General features: G+C 68.3%; 16 protein-coding genes and 1 pseudogene. 11 read left to right on the top strand and 6 right to left on the bottom strand.

What is annotated here, in order from left to right:
- Positions 1–263 precede the first annotated feature (263 nt).
- Genes AB0959_RS05245 through AB0959_RS05235 form a run of 3 tightly spaced genes read right to left on the bottom strand, consistent with a single transcriptional unit; the run spans position 264 to position 3,865 of the window.
- Positions 264–1,061 (bottom strand): MBL fold metallo-hydrolase, encoded by a 798-nt coding sequence (locus tag AB0959_RS05245; protein WP_366824925.1) that lies wholly within the window; start codon positions 1,059–1,061, stop codon positions 264–266.
- The gene (locus tag AB0959_RS05240) at positions 1,058–2,371 is read right to left on the bottom strand and encodes a M20 family metallopeptidase (RefSeq protein ID WP_366824924.1); all 1,314 of its coding nucleotides are present in this window, start codon (positions 2,369–2,371) and stop codon (positions 1,058–1,060) included. The genes AB0959_RS05245 and AB0959_RS05240 overlap by 4 nt, the downstream gene beginning before the upstream one ends.
- A gap of 54 nt (positions 2,372–2,425) precedes the next feature.
- Entirely contained in the window at positions 2,426–3,865 is a 1,440-nt protein-coding gene (locus AB0959_RS05235; protein ID WP_366824923.1) for an MFS transporter, read from the bottom strand.
- 266 nt (positions 3,866–4,131) lie between these two features.
- Here AB0959_RS05235 and AB0959_RS05230 point away from each other — a divergent pair, with 266 nt between their 5' ends.
- Positions 4,132–5,133 (top strand): Lrp/AsnC family transcriptional regulator, encoded by a 1,002-nt coding sequence (locus AB0959_RS05230; RefSeq protein ID WP_366824922.1) that lies wholly within the window; start codon positions 4,132–4,134, stop codon positions 5,131–5,133.
- Between the two features lie 152 nt (positions 5,134–5,285).
- On the opposite strand, the gene AB0959_RS05225 is transcribed toward AB0959_RS05230, so the two are convergent.
- Entirely contained in the window at positions 5,286–6,104 is an 819-nt protein-coding gene (locus tag AB0959_RS05225) for a LuxR C-terminal-related transcriptional regulator (protein ID WP_366824921.1), read from the bottom strand.
- Between the two features lie 308 nt (positions 6,105–6,412).
- On the opposite strand from AB0959_RS05225, the gene AB0959_RS05220 reads away from it, so the two are divergent.
- The 3 genes and pseudogenes from AB0959_RS05220 to AB0959_RS05210 all read left to right on the top strand — a co-directional run.
- Positions 6,413–8,005 (top strand): AMP-binding protein, encoded by a 1,593-nt coding sequence (locus AB0959_RS05220; protein ID WP_366824920.1) that lies wholly within the window; start codon positions 6,413–6,415, stop codon positions 8,003–8,005.
- A gap of 49 nt (positions 8,006–8,054) precedes the next feature.
- A complete protein-coding gene (locus AB0959_RS05215) occupies positions 8,055–8,810 on the top strand; it encodes an SDR family NAD(P)-dependent oxidoreductase (protein WP_366824919.1) in 756 nt (251 codons plus the stop codon).
- Between the two features lie 21 nt (positions 8,811–8,831).
- Positions 8,832–8,939 (top strand): annotated as a pseudogene (locus tag AB0959_RS05210) (2-deoxy-D-gluconate 3-dehydrogenase); the annotation flags it as partial.
- Positions 8,940–8,987: 48 nt separating this feature from the next.
- On the opposite strand, the gene AB0959_RS05205 reads toward AB0959_RS05210, so the two are convergent.
- Positions 8,988–10,022 carry a sugar ABC transporter substrate-binding protein gene (locus tag AB0959_RS05205; RefSeq protein ID WP_366824918.1) on the bottom strand — a complete coding sequence of 345 codons (1,035 nt, stop codon included), beginning with the start codon at positions 10,020–10,022 and terminating at the stop codon, positions 8,988–8,990.
- Between the two features lie 364 nt (positions 10,023–10,386).
- The gene (locus tag AB0959_RS05200) at positions 10,387–12,618 is read right to left on the bottom strand and encodes an alpha-L-fucosidase (protein ID WP_366824917.1); all 2,232 of its coding nucleotides are present in this window, start codon (positions 12,616–12,618) and stop codon (positions 10,387–10,389) included.
- Between the two features lie 461 nt (positions 12,619–13,079).
- On the opposite strand from AB0959_RS05200, the gene AB0959_RS05195 reads away from it, so the two are divergent.
- The 7 genes from AB0959_RS05195 (at position 13,080) to AB0959_RS05165 (ending at position 20,612) form a co-directional block, all read left to right on the top strand.
- Positions 13,080–14,144 (top strand): sugar ABC transporter substrate-binding protein, encoded by a 1,065-nt coding sequence (locus tag AB0959_RS05195; RefSeq protein ID WP_366824916.1) that lies wholly within the window; start codon positions 13,080–13,082, stop codon positions 14,142–14,144.
- A 47-nt stretch (positions 14,145–14,191) separates the two neighbouring features.
- Positions 14,192–15,757 carry a sugar ABC transporter ATP-binding protein gene (locus AB0959_RS05190; protein ID WP_366824915.1) on the top strand — a complete coding sequence of 522 codons (1,566 nt, stop codon included), beginning with the start codon at positions 14,192–14,194 and terminating at the stop codon, positions 15,755–15,757.
- Complete coding sequence (locus AB0959_RS05185; RefSeq protein WP_366824914.1) at positions 15,750–16,793, top strand: ABC transporter permease; 1,044 nt, start codon at positions 15,750–15,752, stop codon at positions 16,791–16,793. The genes AB0959_RS05190 and AB0959_RS05185 overlap by 8 nt, the downstream gene beginning before the upstream one ends.
- Before the next feature lie 110 nt (positions 16,794–16,903).
- Positions 16,904–18,229, top strand: a complete 1,326-nt coding sequence (locus AB0959_RS05180) for an L-fuconate dehydratase (RefSeq protein ID WP_366824913.1) — start codon at positions 16,904–16,906, stop codon at positions 18,227–18,229.
- Positions 18,222–19,112, top strand: a complete 891-nt coding sequence (locus tag AB0959_RS05175; RefSeq protein ID WP_366824911.1) for an amidohydrolase family protein — start codon at positions 18,222–18,224, stop codon at positions 19,110–19,112. The genes AB0959_RS05180 and AB0959_RS05175 overlap by 8 nt, the downstream gene beginning before the upstream one ends.
- Before the next feature lie 4 nt (positions 19,113–19,116).
- Positions 19,117–19,554 carry an RbsD/FucU domain-containing protein gene (locus AB0959_RS05170; protein ID WP_366824909.1) on the top strand — a complete coding sequence of 146 codons (438 nt, stop codon included), beginning with the start codon at positions 19,117–19,119 and terminating at the stop codon, positions 19,552–19,554.
- Entirely contained in the window at positions 19,551–20,612 is a 1,062-nt protein-coding gene (locus AB0959_RS05165) for an alcohol dehydrogenase catalytic domain-containing protein (protein WP_366824908.1), read from the top strand. Before AB0959_RS05170 ends, AB0959_RS05165 begins: the two co-directional genes overlap by 4 nt.
- The last annotated feature ends 102 nt before the right edge of the window (positions 20,613–20,714 follow it).

The raw sequence follows: 20,714 nt of genomic DNA, 5'->3' as shown, positions 1-20,714 counted from the left end.
TGTACGAGAGATGGGCCCGGCTCTCGGCCCGGCCCTGCGCCCAAGCTATGAGCGGATCCCGGCCTTCCCCCGGCACCACGGGACCGAATCCGGGCGGGGGCCAGTACCGCGGTACTAGTGCGGTGGGCGTACGGCCAGCTGTCTGGTCCTCGTCGCCCGAAAGCCGGTGGAGAGCCGGGCCGGGGCCGACGCCATGGTAGGGGGCCGGGCGCCCACTGTCATGAGCCCGCATCTCGCCCGGGCGGCAGCCGTGGGCAAAGAGGTCAGGGCCGACCGTTCCGGGTGCGTGCGTTGACGTAGGCGTGGATCAGTTGCAGAAGGCGTTTCCGGCCGAAGGGGTGGCCGTGTCCGGGATAGACGACAGAGACGGGCAGGTCGGCCAGGCGGGTGAGGGAGTGGACATAGTCGTCCACGTTCGCACCGGTGATCCCGTCGAGGAGCTGCTCACCGTCCCGGAGGTCGTAGACGGTGTCTCCGGAGAACAGGGCGCCCGTGTCCGGCTCGTAGAGGGCGATGCTGCCCGGGCTGTGACCTGGCAGGTGGAGGGCGGTCAGCGTGCGGCCGCCGAGGTCGATGACGTGTCCGTCGTCGATCGGCAGAAGCGCTGCGGGGGCCCGCAGTTCGTAGGCGTCGGGATCGAAGCCGGGAGTGGGAGCGGCATCCACCAGCAGGTTGGGCAGCGGACGGGCGTACGCGCCTGAGCGCAGGCCGAGCACGCTCGTCAGTGCTTCGCCCCGCAGAGTGCCGGCAGCCGGTGTCCAAGCTGCTTCGGCCGTGTGCATGTAGCAGGTGTCGAATTCGTGGGCCCCGCCCATGTGGTCCAGGTGCGCGTGGGTGACCACAAGAATCGGGTCGCGTTCGAAGAGGTGCGGTACACCCAGTTTGAGGGACGCCACCCCCAGGCCGGCGTCGATCACGAGATCACGGTTCGCGCCGCGCAGATGCCAGATGTTCGCACGCAGGAACGAGTGCACGTGCGGCTCCGTGAGCACGGACAGTCCGTCGTCGACCTGCTGGTCTTCGAACCAGGGTGACGCAACAGGGAGTGGGTGTGCCGTCACCTGTCGTCCTTTCGGGGGTGGGCGTTCTCGAATGTGGAGAGCGGCTCGTGGGTCTGTGGGGGATGCGGGACGGGAGTGCCGTCTGCCGGCGTCGGACCGGAGTCGGAGATGCCGTGCCGGGCCGAGAGGCGTTCCAGCAGACGGGCACGGTGTTTGTCGTCCGCGGCGAGCCCGATCGCCGTCCAGGCCATGGCCAGGCCGCCGTCCAGGACCGCGCGGTCGGCTGCCGCGGTGATGCCGTAGCGGGTGAACTCAGGGTTGTGCATGACGGCTTCGCCGCAGTCGTAGCCGATCATGGGGTGAATGGAGGGCAGTATCCGAGAGACGTTGCCCATGTCGGTCGAGCCGCCGCGCAGAGCCGGATCCCGTGCGGGCACCTGTCGGCCGAGCGCTTCGGCCGCATCGCGGTAGAGGTCGCTCATCTCGAGGTCCTGCCGCAGGTCGGCGTAGTCGTTGCCGAGGGTCTCCAGGACGAGTTCGGCCCCGGTGGCCAGCGCGCCGGCCTCGAAGCAGGCTCGCACCCGTGTCTGGAGGTCTTGCAGTTCCTCCATGCTTTCGGCCCGGCAGTCGTACTCCGCGGTGACCCGGCCGGGAATGACGTTGGCTGCCTCGCCTCCGGAGGTGACGACTCCGGACACGATGCCACCGGGCAGCATCTGCTGCCGGTAGGCACTGATGGCCACCTGGGCGACCATCATCGCGTCGGCCGCGTTGACGCCATGATGCGGCATGGCCGCGGCGTGGGCGGTGCGCCCGGTGTACGTGATCTTCCAGCTGCTGATGGCCAGGCTGGTCATGCCGATCGCATCGCTGGGCGCGGCATGCACCATCATGGCGGCGGCGATCTCGTCGAAGGCACCGCCGCGGAGCATGTCGGCCTTGCCGCCGCCGGACTCCTCGGCGGGCGTGCCGAGGAGTCTGACACCGATGCCGAGGTCGTCGGCGACCTCGGCGAGCGCCAGCGCCGCAGCGACCGAGGCGGCGCCGTTGACGTTGTGCCCGCAGGCGTGGCCGATACCGGGAAGGGCGTCGTACTCGGCGCAGATGCCGATGACGAGGTCCCCGGAACCGGTCGCCGCGGTGAACGCGGTCGGAAGGCCGCACACACCGCGCTCCACGTCGAAGCCGGCACTCTCCATGAGATCGGCGATCTTCTTCGCCGACCGGTGCTCCTCGTACGCCAGCTCGGGTTCCGCGTGCAGGCTGTGACTCAGCGCGAGAACCTGCTCCTGGGCGGCGGTGAGGCGCCGCCGGCTGCGTTCACGCCAGGCGTGCGTGGCCGGGGCGGTCGGCGGGGTGGATCGGCTCATGGCCGGGCTGCTCCTTGTCGTGCGGAGGAGACGGTGGCGGGTAGGCGGCGAGCGTCAGAGGCTGGTTCGGTCGGCGCTCTTGGTGCGGTACATGAGCGCGATCAGCGCCCCGGCCACCGACACGACGGCGCACACGGCCCACGAAGTGGTGTAGGCCCCCACCTCGGGCAGCACGTGGCCCGCCTGAGTGCGCGCGGCGAAGACGGCGAGGACGGCCGCCGCACCCAGGGATCCGCCGACGTTGATCAGCAGTTCGTTGATTCCGGAGCCGACCGAGGTCCGGTCGTGGGGCACGGATTCGACGGCGAGGGTCCTGGTGGAGTGCTGCAGGAAGCCGGTGCCGAGGCCCGCCAGGACGGTCCCGGCGAGGAACGGCCAGAGCGTGGAGTGCCAGGCCACCGCAGCGCCGTAACCGGCCGCCATCAGCAGCGAGCCGGACACCAGGGTGAGCCGGTCCGAGATGGCGGCGGCGACGCCGGGAGCCACGAGCGCGCCGAGGGCGAGGCTGAGGTAGTACGGCAACAGAGCGAACCCTGTCTCCAGCGGGTTCAGCCCCATGCCGTAGCCGTCCTGGGCCGCTGATGTGCCGAGGAAGACGGGGTTGGCGACGATCAACCCGATCATGCAGAAGGTGAAGGTCAGCGTGACGAGCGAGACCACGACGACGTTGCGGCGGCGGAACATCCGCACGTCGATCATGGGCTCGTCGGTGCGCAGCTCAACGAACACCCATACAGCGGTGACGAGCAGGCCGCCGGCAATGGCGCCCAGCGTCCGGGCCGAGGACCACTCCCAGCCAGGTGTACCGCCCTGGCCCAGGCCCAGGAGAACCGAGACGAGGCCCACGCACAGCAGGGCACCGCCGAGCCAGTCCACGGAACCGCCGGGGCGGTGGTCGCTCTCCGGCAGGAGCCGCCAGGTGATGATCAGCGCGAGACTCACGGCGACGGCCGGCACCCACAGGGCGGCCGTGGGACTGTCGACGTACTCCGCCACCAGACCGCTGGCGATGAGACCGAGGGTGATGCCGCCGGTGAGCCCGGCGACCATGACACCGATACCGCGCCGGGCCTGGGACTCGCTCGTGCGATGGCGCAGGATACCCACGAGCAGCGGGAAGAACCCGGCGAGGGCGCCCTGCAGCACCTGCCCGACGAGCAGCATCTCGAAGGAGCGGCTCAGCCCGACGAGGACCGATCCGGTCAACACGATGGCGAGGTTCCAGCGCAGGACCCGCCGGTGGCCGTAGAGGTCTCCCATACGGGACAGCACGGGTGTGAAGGCGACACTGGCGAGCAGGGCGGCGATGCTGACCCAGTTCAGATCGGCCGCGGTGACGTGAAGGGTGTCGGTGAGGCCTTTGAGCAGAGGAGAAAGGAAGCCCTGGATGATGCCGCTGGACATCTCCACCATGATCACCGAGGCGAACACGACGGTGAGAGAGGTGATCGGAGCTCTGGGGCCGGTCGCGGCGGCCGTACTGGTTTCGGTCATGGCAGCGCCTTCTGTGTGGGTGAAGTCTCCGCGAACGGATGGATAACCTTGGCGGAAAACACACCTGAATCTCCGCTTCATGACGGGGCGCGGGCAATACGGAGAGCCCAGGTCAAGCGAAAGACGCATAGAGCGACGACTGGGCGGCTGAATCAGGCATCTGGCCGGATCCGAGTCGCGCTTACGGGCACGCCGGCGACCCCTGGGCAGGCCGCATCCCGCGGGCACCGCCAGAACACCGATCGCGGACAGGAGGCAGGGCCACGGTGACCAAACCCGACACAGCCGCACGGCAGGAGCCGCCCGGCTCCCTCGACACGCTCGACCATGCCCTCGTACGTGTGCTGGCCCGCGACCCCCGCGCAGCCTTCGCCGACGTTGCGGCCCAGGTAGGTGTACATGAACGCACGGTCGCCCGGCGGCTGGAGCGACTTGTCGCGACGGGCAAGGTCCGCTTCACCGCGACGCTCCTGCCCGAGTACCTCAGTGAGGGCCTCGCCGTGGAACTGGCCGTGCGATGCGCACCGGGCACTCTGCACGACACCGCGGTCGCCCTCGCCGCCCGGGGCGACACTCGCTCGGTAGAGATCTCCACGGGCGCCCCCGAAGTCTTCGCAGAGTTCCTGCTGCCCGATCACGACGCCCTGCTGACCACCATCGACGGCTCGATCGGTCGCATCCCCGGGGTCGTCGACATCCATTCCTCGGTCGTCCTGAGGCTGCTCCTCACCGCCAACGACTGGGCACCCTACGATGACGAACCGACCCCGGTCCGCCGACGGCTCGTCGAAGGCGGTGACCTGCCCGCGCCGCTTGTCGTGGACGACCTGGATCGGCGGCTGGTCGCTTTGCTCAAGCGCGATGCCCGTATGCCGATGGCCGGACTCGCCGGCGAACTGTGCGTCGGCGAAAGCACGGCACGCCGCCGCCTTGCCCGCCTCATGCGGTCGCACATTCTCCACCTGCGCCTGCACATCGAGCCCGCGGCACTCGGCTTTCCCGTTGAGGCCCGCTTCCAGCTCACCGTCGAACACCGCTCACTCGACACGGCCGTTCGCCGCCTCGCTCAGGAACCGGCCATCAGGCACCTGGTCCTCACCACCGGCCGGGCGGACATCCTCGGCTACTCCAGCCATCGCTCGACTCAGGACCTCTACGCCTTCACCGCCCGCGTCTTCTCGGAACTCGAAGGTCTCAGAGGGGCGGAGACAGCCGTGCTGCTGCGGACCTACAAGCGCGTGGGCATCGTCACCGGCGGCGCGCTGTGAATGGCCGTATTTTCGTGAGCCGTCCCGGCGCCACGTGAGCTGCCCGTCCTCATGGACGCGCGGGGCCTCGCTCTGCAGGGCCGGGACAAGCCCTGGGCCACGCATCGACCGGTGTGTTCTCCGGCCGGAACTGGATGCGCCGATCGAAAGGGTCAGGGCAGCAGCCCCGCGCGGCGGGCGATCACGACGGCTTCGAGGCGGGTGGTCGCGTGAAACTTGGACATCGCGGACTTCATGTATCCCTTGACGGTGTGCAGAGTCAGTCCAAGCCGGTCGGCGATCGTTTTGTTGGGCAGTCCGGAGGACGCGAGAGCAAGCACGTCCAGCTCTCGTCCAGTCAGGTTGCGCAGGGGCTGGGCATCTGCGCCGGGCTCGATGAGCCGTTGCGCGATGTGGTGGATCGCGCGTTCCACTTCGGGGTCCGAAACGCGTCGGCCGAGGGTCCGTAGTTCGTTGTATGCCTCCCGAACACGTCCTCGCATGCTCCCGAGATCCGCGTGGAGTTCGTCGTGGCTTCCGCGGAGGGCATGCACAGTGACGAGTTCCTGCTCCAGAGCGCGGGCTTCGTCCTTGAGGCCGTCCTGGAGCCGGTCGCCCACGATCTCGTCGGTGCGATATGCCGCGTAGATGAGTGCTACGGGCCTGCGGTCGACGACCACGGGAACGGCGGCGATGGAGCGGATGCCTTCGGCTCGGATGATGAGGTCGTAGCGGTGGGTGATCTGGTCGCAGGAGAAGTAGTCGTTCACCGCGATCGGCCGGCGGGACGCGACCGCCCGGCCGCCCAGTCCTTCGTCGTAGCGCAGAACCACTCCGGGCAGGACCCCCAGGGTCGGTCCCGCGAAGTGGCCGAGCGCCAGGTCCTTGGCGGGTGTGACGGAGCCCGCGAAGGCCAGGGAAACACCTGTCTGCTTGCGGACTCGTTCGGCTGTCCGGTCAAGTCGCTCAGCGAGGTCGTTGGCGATCACCATTGATCCCCTTCGTCGTACATGCCCGCAGTGGCGGCGGCTCCAGCAGCGTGTCCACGACACGGACTGAACTCCATGATGATGGGAAGGAAGAACCATCCTCCAGGTAGACCTGAGATGGTTGCAACGGACCGTCCCCCCTCTTTGGAGGGTGTGGCTTTCCCGACGGGCACAGCGACAGTGGGTCCTGCAGTCACCCGGCCTCCCCTGGGCGTGGGTGCTGTGCCCACGTTCATGGCGAGACCCATGGAGGCAAAGTGTCCGACCCCACGGCTGGTCTCCCGGCCACCGAAGGTGCTCATGAAACTCCCGTGGCCGCCCCGGCACCGTGGCTCGACCTGCCGGATGTCGTGGATGAGGTCGAGAACCTGCGCCGGCGATTCGATCAGCCCGATCTCTGCGTGGCCTCAGTCCTGTGCGACGAGCATCCCCGGGAGGACACGGCGTTCATCCTCGTCGACGGCGAGCTCGATGTCTGCCGCCTGACCTTCGGCGAGCTCTCGGACGAGTCGCGCAGGCTCGCCGCCGCACTGCGCGCGCGGGGGGTCGGCCCGGGGGACAGAGTCGGGGTGCTGATGGGCAAGCGGCGCGAGCTTCCCGTCGTCCTGCTCGCCCTGTGGCGGCTCGGTGCCGTCCATGTGCCTCTTTTCACGGCTTTCGCCGCACCGGCCATCGCTGTGCGTGTAAGGGGTGCGGGGGCGAAGCTGGTCGTCACCGAGCCGAGTCAGCGTGAGAAGGTCGACGGGCTCGGGGTGGACCTGATCGAGGCGGGAGATGAGCTGGACGGGCTCGTCGCCTCGCACCGTCCGGTCGAAGACAGCACGGCCGTCGGGCCGGACGGTCTGTTCATCGAGCTGTACACCTCGGGAACCACAGGCTCCCCGAAGGGCGTGGGAGTACCGGCACGGGCCATTGCCGCATTCATCGCCTACATGCGCTACGGCTTTCATCTTCTCGACAGTGATGTCCTGTGGAACGCCGCCGACCCGGGATGGGCGTACGGGCTGTACTTCGGTGTGGTCGGCCCTCTCGCCCTGGGGCGGCCCAACGTGCTGCTCTCCAGCGGGTTCTCGGCGGAACTCACGGCACGGGTGTTGAGCGTGGTCGGCGTCACCAACTTCGCGGCGGCGCCGACCGTCTACCGGGCGCTGAAGCAGCAGGGAGTGGTCCTGGCGGACGGTCACCGTCTGCGTGTCGCGTCATCGGTCGGCGAGCCGCTGACTCCCGATGTCACCGCCTGGGCTCCGGATGCTCTCGGGACACAGGTCCGGGACCACTTCGGCCAGACCGAGCAGGGCATGGTGATCGTCAACGCCTGGGATCCGAGGCTGCTGCGCGAGGTACGGCCGGGCTCGATGGGACAGGCCCTGCCGGGATTCGTGGCCGGCACGGTGGGCGAGGCGATCACGATCTCGGCCCGCAGGAGCCCACTGATGTGGTTCACCGGATATGTGAACGCGCCCGAGCGCACCCGGGAACGCTTCGTGGCCGACGGCAGCTGGTACCTCACCGGGGACGTGGGACGTGCGGAGGACTGCGACTTCTTCTTCGCCTCCCGTGACGACGACGTCATCCTTGCCGCGGGCTACCGGATAGGCCCCTTCGACATCGAGAGCATCCTCACCGCGGATCCTGCTGTGGCCGAGGCGGCCGTCGTCGGGCGGCCCGACGAGATCCGCGGCGAAGTCGTCGAGGCGTTCATCGTGCTCCCTTCGGGCGAAGAAGGCGGCATGCCCCTGGTGGAGCGGCTCCAGGCGCTGGTGCGCAGCCAGTACGGGGTCCACGCGTACCCGCGCAGAGTGCACTTCGTCGAGCGTCTTCCGAAGACGCCGAGCGGCAAGATCCAGCGCTTCGTCCTCAGAGGCATGAACGACGACGACATAGCCGGCCTGTCGCAGCGGTGAGCCGGACGAGAGCAGGCCCCAGCGTTCAGAGGGCAGAAAGGACCTGGTCATGCGGGTTGACAGCACGTCGGCGATCGTCACAGGTGCGGCATCGGGACTTGGGAACGCCGTCGCGCGGGCATTGGCCACAGAGGGCGTTCGGGTCTTCGGCCTTGACCTCTCCGCTGCCGTGGAGACGGCTCAGCCGGCACACGGAATCACCTACGTGGCGGCTGACATCACCGACGTCGGTGATGTCGAGCGAGCCGTCGCGCTCGCGGCCGGCACCGGCCCACTGCGGACGGTGGTCAACTGCGCAGGAGTCGCTCCCTCGGCTCGGATCCTCGGCCGCGCCGGCGTACACGATCTCGCTCTGTATGCCCGCGTCGTCAACGTGAACCTCGTCGGCACCTTCAATGTCATGTCACTCGCCGCACGGGCGATCGCCGAGACCGACGCCGACGACGGCGGACAGCGCGGAGTCGTCATCAACACCGCGTCCATCGCCGCATTCGACGGCCAGATCGGCCAGGCGGCCTACGCATCGTCCAAAGGGGGCGTCGCCGCACTCACCCTTCCGGCGGCGCGTGACCTGGCCTCGCACGGTATACGTGTCTGCACCATCGCGCCGGGCATCGTGGACACCCCGATGATGGCGGCATTCTCGGACCAGGTACGAGCCTCCCTCGCCGACACCGTGCCCTTTCCGCGCCGGCCGGCCCGTGCTGAAGAATTCGCCCAGCTCGCCCTTGCGGTCATTGCGCACGACTACCTCAACGGCGAGGTCATCCGCATGGACGGGGCGCTGCGGATGGCACCCGGCTGAGCCAGGGAGCTTTGCCGATACCCTCGCAGCCGGGCAATCTTGGACCGCATCCCGGCCGAACGCTGGGGCCACGCCGACGACCTGGCCGTCGCCACCGTCTTCCTGGCTTCCGCCGCCTACGTCCACGGCGCCGAGAACCTTCCTCTCGCACAGGTGAGGCGGACCGCGGACCGCGGATCAGTGGGAGATGTTGTTGCCCCACAGGTTCTTGTCGTCCACGTTGGTCTTGGTCACCAGCGGCGCGGGCAGTTGGTCCTCCAACCCGTTGGGCAGTTGGACGATGGTGGAACCGTGGTCCGTGGGACCGGGCTTGAACGTCTTGCCCGAGGCTGCCGCCACGGCGTAGTACAGGGCGTACTTGGCGTAGATGTCGGCGGGCTGTGAGACGGTGGCGTCGATGTGCCCTCTACGGATCGCCGCGAACTCCTGTGGTGTGCCGTCGTTCGAGACGATCACGATATGCCCCGCGGAGCCAGCAGGCTTGAGCAAGCCCTTCTGCTCAAGCAGGGTCAGGGTCGGCTGCAGGAAGGCGCCGCCGGCCTGCAGGTAGATGCCGCTGATGTCCGGGTGCTGTCGGAGCAGGGCCTGCAGCTTGCTGTAGGCGACCGGTCCCTCCCAGTCGGTGGCCAGCGGATAGACGGTGATGTCGGGGAAGTTCTTCTTCATGCACGCGGCGAACCCCTCAGTGCGTTCACGCCCGTTGATGGAGTCCAGCGCACCCGCGAGCTCGGCGACCTTGCCCTTGCCGCCGAGTTGCTTGCCGAGGAACTCACAGGCCTTGGTGCCGTACGCCCTGTTGTCGGCCCGGACCACCATATAGACCTTGCCGCTGTCGGGCCGAGTGTCCACGGTCACCACCGGGATGTGCTTGCTCGCAAGTCGGCGGAGTGTGGAGGCGATGGCGGCGGTGTTCTGCGGTGCCATGACGACGGCATCGGCGCCCACGATCTCGAAGACGTGGACGTTGCCCGCCAACTTGGCGGCGTCGCCCTGGGAGTGGGTGATCGGCAGGGCATCGACATCCAGGGTGGAGAGGTACCGCCTGGTGTACTGAGCGTAGGAGTTCCAGAAGTCGGAGTCGTCATGCGGCAGGTCGATGCCGATCGTCGGCTGCCCCCCGGTGCTGCTGTCGCGGTTGCACCCCGTGGTGACTCCCGCAACCAGTACGGTTCCGGCCGCCACGGCAGCGACCCGTAGGTGGTTGGGCTTCATGTCCGCGCTCTTCTCATGGAGGTACCTGCCATTGGATGTCTCGGGGACGGGCGAGGACGCCAGAACCAGTCGCCGAGGCCGAACTCATCAGGACGTCTGTCATTGGCCCTCTACTGGCCGGGGTGATGGTCCGCCGTTTGCACCATTCATCCGGGAAATGTTCTGCGCTGGTCAGCTGACCGGCGCGGGCGCTCGTTACACCGCCGGCTCTGCGACGTCGACCGCCAGAATTCCTGGGACCTCGCCGAGGACGCCCACCGCTTCTCGGGATTGCGCTTCGCCGTGCACGGCACCTCGGCGAAGGGCGGTCGTGGGGTGCGGGAGGATCGCACCACCGCGACCGCCGGTCATGCCGATGCTGGGATCAGAGGGCTGTGAAGGTCCACAGAAGGTTGGTGCTGCTGCCGTAGGCCCACTGCTTGGTGATGGAGCCCGATGCGACGTTGCCGCCGCCGTCGAGGACGAGGCCGGTGGTGCGGTTGGCGATCGAGCAGCGGCCGTCGCCCCGGTGAGTGATGGTCCACTGCTGGTTGCTTCCGCCGTTCCAGGCGGCCTGCCGGGCGGCGGAGCCGTTGGCCGTGGCCCCCCAACCGTCGGCGACCATGCCGTTGGTGCGGTTGACCAGCTTGTAGTAGCCGCCTCCGACCTCTACGACCTGCCACTGCAGGTTCTGGCTGCCGTCCCAGGTGTACTGCTTGAGATTGGAGCCGGAAGCGACGTTGCCGCCACTGTCCAGGGCCAGTCCGTCAGTGACGTTCGTGAGGCGGAAGTACTTCGAGGGGTTGAACTGGACCTTCAGCGAGGTGATCGCGTCGTTGTTGCCGGTGTTCCAGAGGTTGGAGTTGTCGGCGGTGAAGGTCCAGACAGTGCCGGTGAAGTTGTCCCCCGAGTAGCCGATGACCTGCTGGCCGGGGGCCAGTCGGAGGGACGAGATGGTGTCCGACCCCAGTCCGGCCGCTTCCAGCTTCTCCGCGGTGTAGTCGCCCAGGGCGAGCACGGCGGCGTCGCCGGCGTAGCCGATGTCGGAGTAGGCGACGGCACCGGACAATGGCCTCAGGCCCGGGATGGTGCCGGAGAAGGCGAGCTTCAAGACGTAGGCGTTGGCGCTGTAGGGAGCCGAGGACGGCAGGGTGACCGTCAGGCCCGAGGCGGTCTGGGTCGGGTTCGCCAGGTCGATGTAGGTGCCGGCGGTGTTGTCGAGGAGCTTGACGGAGGTCAGCGACGACAGGTCGATCCGGTCCGAGTTCAAGGTCTTGATCGTCAGTGAGCTTCCGGGCCAGCCCAGGACGGTGGCGTACAGGACGTTGTTCGTCTTGTTGCGGGTGAAGCGGATGTCCTGCGCGGTGCCGGCGTGCGGGGTGGTGAACGCGCCGCCGCCCATCTTCGTCGGGCCCTCGCCGTACGCGGTCCAGGCGCGGGTCGAGTACACCGACTCCCCGAAGCGCTTCAGGTAGTCGCCGATGCCGAGCAGGATGTCCTTCTGTGCCTGCGGAATGGTGCCGTCGGCCATGGGCGCGATGTTGAGCAGCATGTTGCCGTTCTTGCTGACCCGGTCGAGGAACGAGTGCAGCATCTGCTGGATGGTGTAGTAGCCGATGCCCTGGGTGTAGCACCAACTGCTGCTGGAGATGCTGTCGTCCGTCAGCCAGTACGGGGAGGTGAGGTCGGCCGGGCCGCCGCGCTCGTAGTCGAAGACCTCCCCCTTGTTGTTCATGCCGTCCTTGTAGGTGGCGACGACCTCGCGGCCCCAGGTGTTGGCCTGGTTGTAGTAGTACGACAGGAAGTTCAGGCGCTGCGTCTCGTCGACCTGGTCCATCATGAAGTCCTGCCACAGGATGTCGGGCTGGGAGTGGTCAATGACCTCCTTGAGCTTGTCGTACCAGAGCTGGTTCTCCGCCGTCGCACCCAGCTGGCCGTAGAGCTTCTTGAGGCTGGGGTCGGTCTGCGCGGGGGCGTACTCGTAGAAACCGTTGTAGTTGTAGGCGTGGTGCATGGCCACCAGCAGCTTGAGGTTCTTGGCGCGGATGGCCGTGGTGAAGAGCTGCAGCAGGTCCAGCCCCGGGCCCTTGTCGACCGAGTTCCACTCGTTGACCTGGCTGTCCCACATGGAGAAGCCGTCGTGGTGTTCGGCGACGGGGCCGGCGAACTTCGCGCCGGCGTCGACGAACAGCTGTACCCACTCGTCGGGGTCGAAGTTGCCGCCAGCCGACTTCAGCTTCGGCGCGAACTTCACCGTGTTGCCCGCCAGGTCCTGAGCCCCGTTGATGAAGTTGTGGTACGGCCACGCCGACGGCTGGCCGTAGGTCGCGACGTGGTGTTTGTTGGCGTTGCTTCCACTTTGGTACATGTTGCGCGGGTACCACTCGCTGTCGTAGGCCGGAACGCTGAAGACACCCCAGTGGAAGTAGATGCCGAACTTGGCGTCCCTGAACCACTCGGGAGCCGGCGGGTGCTGGTTGACCGAGCTCCAGTCGGGCGTGTAGGTGCTGGGCGCCGCGTATGCGGTGCCCGCGCCGAACACGCCTCCGGCGACGGCTGCGGCGGCCACGACGGTGGCACCGGCCAGGAACTGGCGTCTGTTGATCGAATTTGACATGGGGCATCCCTGGTGCGGAGGGGAGGGGGGAAGGCGAGGGGGAAGGGAGGGGTCGGCGCAGCTCTCGGGTGCCTGAGGCGCCGACTGTTACGCAAGAAGGTCAACCATGTGTCCCCGGAATGTCAACGGGCGAGCAGGGATGAATGTGCCACTTGACTGCACTGTTTATCCCAATTTGTTGGAGATCGTGACCCCCCAGACATGGTATGTCCGCTGAGTGTCACGTGGCTCATTCGCATCACGGAACGGACACGATTGATGGGATGGATTTGATCACCAACCCGCCAGCGCCTGAACTCCAAGGTGGCCGCGAACTGCGATTTTCAAAGTGGGCACCGTAGGGGCTAGACAGCGCTCCCGAAGCGCGCCTATATATACATCCCATCTCTCCGATGCGACGACACACAGATGTCGTCGAGGCGAAACATCTCCCGCTACGGGACCAGCGCGAGGAAGTACCGATGAGACTCAGAACCGTCCTCTGCTCCACCGCCTCCGCCCTGTCCGCACTGGCGCTGCTCAGCGCCTGCGGCGGCGGCTCCAGCACGGCCGCGTCGTCGACCGACACGCCGCTGGTCGGCGTCGACTACCCGCGCTCCGACACCGACTTCTGGAACTCCTACATCAAGTACACGCCCCAGTACGCCAAGGAGCTGGGCTTGGACCTGAAGACCACCAACTCGCAGAACGACGTCGCCAAGCTCACGGCCAACGCGCAGACGTTCATCAGCCAGGGCGTCAAGGGCCTCGCGATGGCCCCGCAGGACACCGCCGCCATCGCGCCGACGCTGGCACAACTGGAGGCGAAGAAGATCCCGGTCGTCACCGTGGACACCCGCCCCGACACGGGCAAGGTCTACATGGTCGTACGGGCCGACAACCGCGCCTACGGCGAGAAGGCCTGCCAGTTCCTCGGTACCAAGCTGGGCGGCAAGGGCAAGGTCGTCATGCTGCAGGGCGGTCTGGACTCCATCAACGGCCGTGACCGCACCGAGGCGTTCAACGAGTGCATGAAGAAGGACTACCCGGACATCAAGGTGTTCGGTGAGGCCACCAACTGGGACGGCGCCGTCGCCGCGCAGAAGCTGCAGACGGACCTGACCGCGCACCCGGACATCAAGGGCGTCTACATGGAGTCCAGCTTCGCCTTGTCGGGCACGCTCCAAGTCCTCAAGCAGAAGGGCCTGTTGGTGGACCCGAAGAACAAGAAGCACGTCTTCGTGGTGTCCAACGACGGCATCCCCGAGGAGCTCAAGAACATCGCCGCGGGCAAGATCGACGCCACGGTCTCCCAGCCGGCCGACCTCTACGCGAAGTACGCGCTCTACTACCTGAAGGCCGCGATCGACGGGAAGACGTTCAAGCCCGGCAAGACCGACCACGACAGCACGATCATCCAGGTCCGTCCCGGTCTGCTCGAGGACCAGCTCTCCGCCCCGCTCGTCACCGCCGACGGCGGCACCTACGGCGGCGTGCCCAGCGTCAAGAGCGACGACACGTCGCTGTGGGGCAACAACCTGGGCTGACACCGCCGTCCGAGAACCCGGTAGTGAACGAGAGCAAGGCGGTTGAGATGAGCGACGGGGAGCGAACAGTCACCCCCGCGCCCGCCCCGGCGGACGACGGACGGGCCCCGGCGGGCCCGCCCGTCGTCGAGGCGACGGGCATAGTCAAACTATTCGGTTCGACGGTTGCCCTGAACGGCGCCCGGATCACCATCAGGCCCGGCGAGACCCACGCGCTCGTCGGCCGCAACGGAGCCGGCAAGTCGACGCTGGTGTCGGTCCTGACGGGGCTTCAGGCCCCGGACGAAGGAACGGTCACCTTCGGCGGCAGCCCCGCACCGCGGCTTGCAGACCGCGACGCCTGGCGGCAGCGCGTGGCCTGCGTCTACCAGAAGTCGACGATCATTCCCACTCTGACCGTCGCCGAGAACCTCTTCCTGAACCGCCACGACCACGGCCGCAGTCGGCTGATCAGCTGGCAGGGAGTGCGGCGCCGGGCACAGGAGCTGCTGTCGACGTGGTCGGTGGATGTGGATCCGCAGACCCCGGCCGGTGAACTGAGCGTGGAGCAGCGGCAGTTCGTGGAGATCGCCCGTGCGCTGTCCTTCGGGGCGCGGTTCATCATCCTCGACGAGCCGACCGCCCAGCTCGACGGTGCGGCCATCAACCGGCTCTTCGGCCGGATCCGCGACCTGCAGCGTCAGGGCGTGACCTTCCTGTTCATCAGCCACCATCTTCAGGAGGTCTACGAGATCTGCGACATGGTGACGGTGTTCCGGGACGCCCAGCACATCGTGACCGCTCCTGTAGCGGAGCTGCCCCGCACCGAGCTGGTCGCGGCGATGACCGGCGAGGCGGCGGCCGACCGGCTACAGGAGCGGTCGAGCTCCCTGAATCGCACCGCCATGCCCGCGCTGTCCGTGGACGCGCTGGGCAGCGGCGACACCTACGGCGAGGTCACCTTCCAGGTGGGCGCCGGGGAGATCGTCGGGCTCGCGGGGGCTGCCGGCAGCGGTCGTACCGAGGTCGCCGAGACCGTCGTGGGCCTGTGGGCGGCCGACACCGGCGAGGTGACGATCGCCGGGAAGCGGCCACGGTCGGGCAGCGTGCCCGCAGCGCTCGCCGCGGGCGCTGGATTCGTCCCGCAGGACCGGCACCATCAGGGTTTCGTCCCCGACATGTCGATCGCGGACAACGCCACACTGTCCGTTCCCCGCAGGCTCGGCAGCAACGGATTCCTCAGCCGTGGCCGCCGAGACCGTCTCGCCGAGACCATGATCGAGAACCTGGCGATCAAGACGCCTGGTCCCGAGCTGCCCGTCTCCGCCCTGTCCGGAGGCAACCAGCAGAAGGTCGTCATGGCCCGCGCCCTGGCGGACGATCCGCGCCTGCTGGTGCTGATCAACCCGACCGCGGGCGTGGACGTGCGCTCCAAGGAATTTCTCCTCGGCAAGGTCGAGGAGACCGCGCAGACCGGCACCGGGGTGCTCATCGCCTCCGACGAACTCGACGACCTGCGCATGTGTGACCGGGTCCTGGTGATGTTCCAGGGCCGTGTGACCTCAGAGATCGCCCGCGGCTGGCACGACCACGAACTCGTGGCCGCGATGGAAGGAGTGGACCTCCATGCCTGAAACCGTCCTCGCCGACGCGCCCGCATCCGAGGCCGTAGAGCCCGCCGCCAGACGGCCCGGGCTGTTCGGCGGCCGGGTGCCCGTGGCCCGGCTGCGCGATCTCGCGCTCGTCCCGGCGATCGTGGTCATCGCGATCGTCGGCCAGATCGTCAACCCGGTCTTCCTGCAGGCGGACAACCTCATCAACGTGCTGCAGACCATGTCCGAGATGGCCCTGCTGGTCCTCGCCCAGGCGATGGTCCTGATCGTCAAGAAGATGGACCTGTCCCTGGAGTCCACCATGGGCCTCGCCCCCGGCGTCGCGGCCTGGCTCGTGGTCCCGGCCGGCGCCGGACACGGACTCGGACTGCTGCCCGGCGCCTGGGCCGTGCCCGTGACCCTCGCCGTCGGTCTGCTGGTCGGCGTGGTCAACGCTCTGCTGATCATCCGGTTCGGCCTCAACGGCTTCATCGTCACCCTTGGCATGCTGATCGTGCTGCGCGGCATCCTCACCGGCATCTCGGGCGGCCAGACCTTCTTCCAGCTGCCGCAGTCGATGCTCTACCCGGGCACCGCCGAGTGGCTGGGGATGCCGGCTTCCATCTGGATCTGCCTGGTGCTGTTCGCGGTAGCCATCGTGGTGCTCGGCTGGACCAGTTTCGGCCGCTCGCTGTACGCCATCGGCGGCAATGTGGACGCGGCGAAGGCCGCCGGCATCCGTACCGACCGGGTGCTGTGGATCGTCATCGTCACTGGCAGCCTGCTCGCCGCAGTCGCCGGACTGCTGCTGTCCGGACGCCTCGCCTCGGTTGCCTCGGCCCAGGGCAACGGCTACATCTTCACCGTCTTCGCCGCCGCCGTCATTGGAGGGATCAGCCTCAACGGCGGCAAGGGCACCATGTTCGGGGCCTTCAGCGGCATCCTGCTGCTGTTCATGATCCAGAACGTGCTCACGCTGGCCGGTGTGCCCGCCCAGTGGATCGGCGCCCTCAACGGCCTGATCATCCTGGTCGCCCTGACCATTTCGCGTATCACGGGCGGCAAGGTCCAGGAGTGAACCGGACGGCCGCCGCAGGTTCGACCGTCAACCGAGCGGCCGCCGGGATCTCCTCCGCCGATTACCTCTCTCGTCGCAGGGGCGTGTCCCCTGCTCCCACAGGAGTTGCCATGTCCTCCGCTGTGTCCGCATCCGCCCGCATCACCGCCCTGGACGTCCTCGACGTACGGTTCCCGACGTCCGAGCATCTGGACGGCTCGGACGCGATGAACCCCGAACCTGACTACTCGGCCGCCTACGTCGTCCTGCGCACCGACGCCGGGGACGGACTGGAGGGCCACGCGCTGGCCTTCACCACCGGCCGCGGCAACGACGTGCAGGCTGCCGCCATCGCGGCCCTCGCCCCGCATGTGGTCGGCCTGCCCGTGGACGAGGTCTGCGCCGACCTTGGAGGGTTCTCCCGCAACCTCGTCCACGATCCCCAACTGCGCTGGCTGGGGCCGGAGAAGGGCGCCATGCACATGGCCACCGGAGCCGTCGTCAACGCCGCCTGGGACCTGGCCGCCAAGCGGGCCGGAAAGCCGGTCTGGCGGTTCCTCGGCGAGATGTCGCCGGAGGAGCTGGTCGCCCAGGTCGACTTCCGCTGGCTGAGCGACGCGCTCACCCCCGAGGAGGCGCTGGAGATTCTGCGTCGCGCGGAGCCGGGCCGCGAGCAGCGCATCGGCCGCCTGCTCGACCAGGGCTATCCCGCCTACACCACTACGCCGGGCTGGCTCGGCTACTCCGACGAGAAGCTGGCCCGCCTGGCCCGCGAGGCCGTCGCCGAGGGCTTCACCCAGATCAAACTGAAGGTCGGCGCGGACCTGGAGGACGACGTACGGCGCATGCGCACCGCCCGCGAGACAGTCGGCGACGGCATCCGCATCGCAGTCGACGCCAATCAGAGATGGGATGTTCAGGCCGCGATCGACTGGATGAGCGCCCTGGCGCCCTATCAGCCGTACTGGATCGAGGAGCCCACCTCACCCGACGACATCCTCGGCCACGCAGCCGTGCGCAGGGCCGTCAGCCCCATCAAGGTCGCCACCGGTGAACACATCGCCAACCGGGTCGTCTTCAAGCAGCTCCTCCAGGCCGGCGCGGTGGACATCGTGCAGATCGACTCCGCGCGGGTCGGCGGCGTCAACGAGAACATCGCGATCCTGCTGCTCGCCGCCAAGTTCGGCGTGCCCGTCTGCCCGCACGCCGGCGGGGTGGGCCTGTGCGAGATGGTCCAGCACCTGTCCATGTTCGACTATGTCGCCGTCTCCGGCACGGTCGAGAACCGGGTCATCGAGTACGTCGACCACCTGCACGAGCACTTCATCGACCCGGTGCGGATCGTCGACGGCCACTACCTCGCGCCCACCCTGCCCGGGCTGAGCGCGCAGATGCAGCCGGACTCCCTCAAGGAGTACGCCTATCCCGACGGTCCGGTGTGGTCCGCCCGTGTCTGACGTCGCTCCGGGTCTCGTGGACGCCCACCACCACCTGTGGAACCTGGACCATCGCCCCCAGCCCTGGCTGGACGAGCCCACCCACACGCCGATCCGCCGCACCTTCGGCGCCGAGGAGCTGCGTGCCTCAGCCACCCAGGCGATCGCGGGACGCAGGCTGACCCGGACGGTGCTCGTCCAATGTGTGCCGTCGGTAGCCGAGACACGCGAGTTCCTCGCCCTCGCCGCCACCGACCCGCTCATCGGCGCGGTCGTCGGCTGGGTGGATCTGACCTCCCCAGCGATCGGCGACGTACTCGACGCACTGCGGTCGGGGCCCGGTGGGCCCGGCCTTCGGGCCGTACGTCACCTCGTCCAGGGCGAATCGGACCCGGAGTGGCTGCAACGCCCGGTTGTGGAGAAGGGGTTGAGAGCCGTGCAGGAACGCGGACTCGGCTACGACATACTCATCCGCAGCCACCAGTTCCCCCAGGCGATTCGGCTGGCCGAGCGCCTGCCGGACCTGCCGCTGGTCCTGGACCACGCCGGCAAGCCGCCCCTCGCCGATCGCAGCCTGGACGACTGGAGGCGGGACGTGCGGCGGCTGGCTGCTCATCCCCAGGTGCGATGCAAGGTCTCGGGTCTGGTCACTGAGGCCGACCACGCGATGTGGACCATCGACGACCTCCGGCCGGTGTGGGACGTCCTGCTGGCCGCCTTCGGCCCTGGCCGGCTGATGTTCGGCTCCGACTGGCCGGTCTGCGTCCTCGCCGGCGGCTGGAACCGCTGGGCCGCCACCGTCGAACAACTTCTGGACGGCTGTTCCGACGCCGAGACCGAGGCGGTCCTCGCAGGTACGGCCACCGAGTTCTACCGCCTCGATACCGCTGAAAGGAGGAGATGACTCCATGCTCCTGACCGAACTGCTGCACCCCGGCATCCTCGCAGCCCTGGCCGAAGCCGGTCACGGATCCCGCGTCCTGCTGGCCGATGGCCACTACCCGGCGAGTACGGCCACCGGCACGCGGGCCAAGACCGTCCATCTCAATCTGGCGCCGGGTCAGCTGGATGTCACCACCGTGCTGGACGTCCTGCTGCGCGCTCTGCCCATCGAGTCGGCGCAGGTGATGGTGCCGCCCGAGGGCGAGCCGGAGCCGCTTGCCATCGCCGAGTACCGCTCGATGCTGGCGCCCGTGCCGGTCGGGACGCTCGGCCGCCACGAGTTCTACGACGCCGCCCGCTCGCCCGACCTGGCCCTCGCCATCGTCACCGCCGACATCCGCACCTACGCCAACCTGCTGCTCACCATAGGCGTCCGCGCTGAAGGGACCCTGAGAACACCATGACACTCGCAGTCCGCTACCTGGCCGCCCGCACCCTGGACACCGCGCCTGCCGAGACTTCACCCCCCGGACCTGGGGAGGTGGAGCTGGCCCCGGCCTACGTCGGTATCTGCGGCACCGACCTGCACATCTTCCACGGCGACATGGACGCCCGGGTGGCCGCGCCCGCCGTTCTCGGGCACGAGATGTCCGGCCGGATCCTGCGCGTCGGTCCCGGACTGGAGGGCTGGTCGCCCGGTGACGCGGTCACCGTGATGCCGCTGCGCTGGGACGGCACCTGCCCTGCCTGCCGGGCCGGCCACCAGCACATTTGCCAGCACCTGGACTTCATCGGCATCGACTCTCCCGGCGCGATGCAGCAGCGCTGGACGGTTCCCGCCTCCACTCTGATCCGGCTGCCCGGCTCCCTTCCCCTGGACCGGGCTGCCCTCGTGGAGCCCACCGCGGTCGCGGTCCACGACGTGGGCCGGGCCAAGGTGCGCGACGGCGAGAAGGTCGTCGTCGTGGGCGGCGGGCCCGTCGGCATCCTCATCGCACTGGTCACTCAGGCAGCCGGAGCCGACGTCCGGGTGGTCGAGTTGAGCGCTCACCGGCGGCTGCTCGCCGAGGAATTGGGGCTGACGGCCTGGGACCCGTCCGCCGACGACGTGCCCGAGTTGGTCCGGCAGTGGACCGGCGACGCCGGCGCGGACGTCGCCTTCGAGGTGTCCGGCGCGGCGGGTGGGGTGGACACGGCAGTGGAGGTGCTGGGCGTGCGCGGTCGCCTGTGCCTCGTCGCCATCCACCCACGGCCGCGTGAGGTGAACCTGCACCGGTTCTTCTGGCGGGAACTCACCCTGGTGGGCGCCCGGTTGTACGACCGCTCCGACTTCGAGAAGGCGGTGGCTCTGGTCGCCGACGGCACCGTTCCGGCTGAGCGACTGATCAGCAAGGTCGTGCCGCTCACACAGGCGCCCGCCGCCTTCGAGGCCCTGGAGGGCGGCGGTGACGTGATGAAGATCCTCGTGGACTGCTCCGACGCACGGGGTGCCACCGACGAAGCACAGGGAGCCGCCGTATGAGCGCCTTCGACCTGTTCGACCTGACCGGCAGACTCGCTGTCGTCACCGGCGCCCGACGCGGCATCGGCCGGGCCATGGCCCGCGCGCTCGCCGAGGCCGGCG

Source organism: Streptomyces sp. NPDC046862 (assembly GCF_040704615.1).
Lineage (GTDB): Bacteria > Actinomycetota > Actinomycetes > Streptomycetales > Streptomycetaceae > Streptomyces.
Note: the sequence above shows the minus strand (reverse complement) of the source record. Positions and strands in the feature narration are given on the sequence as shown.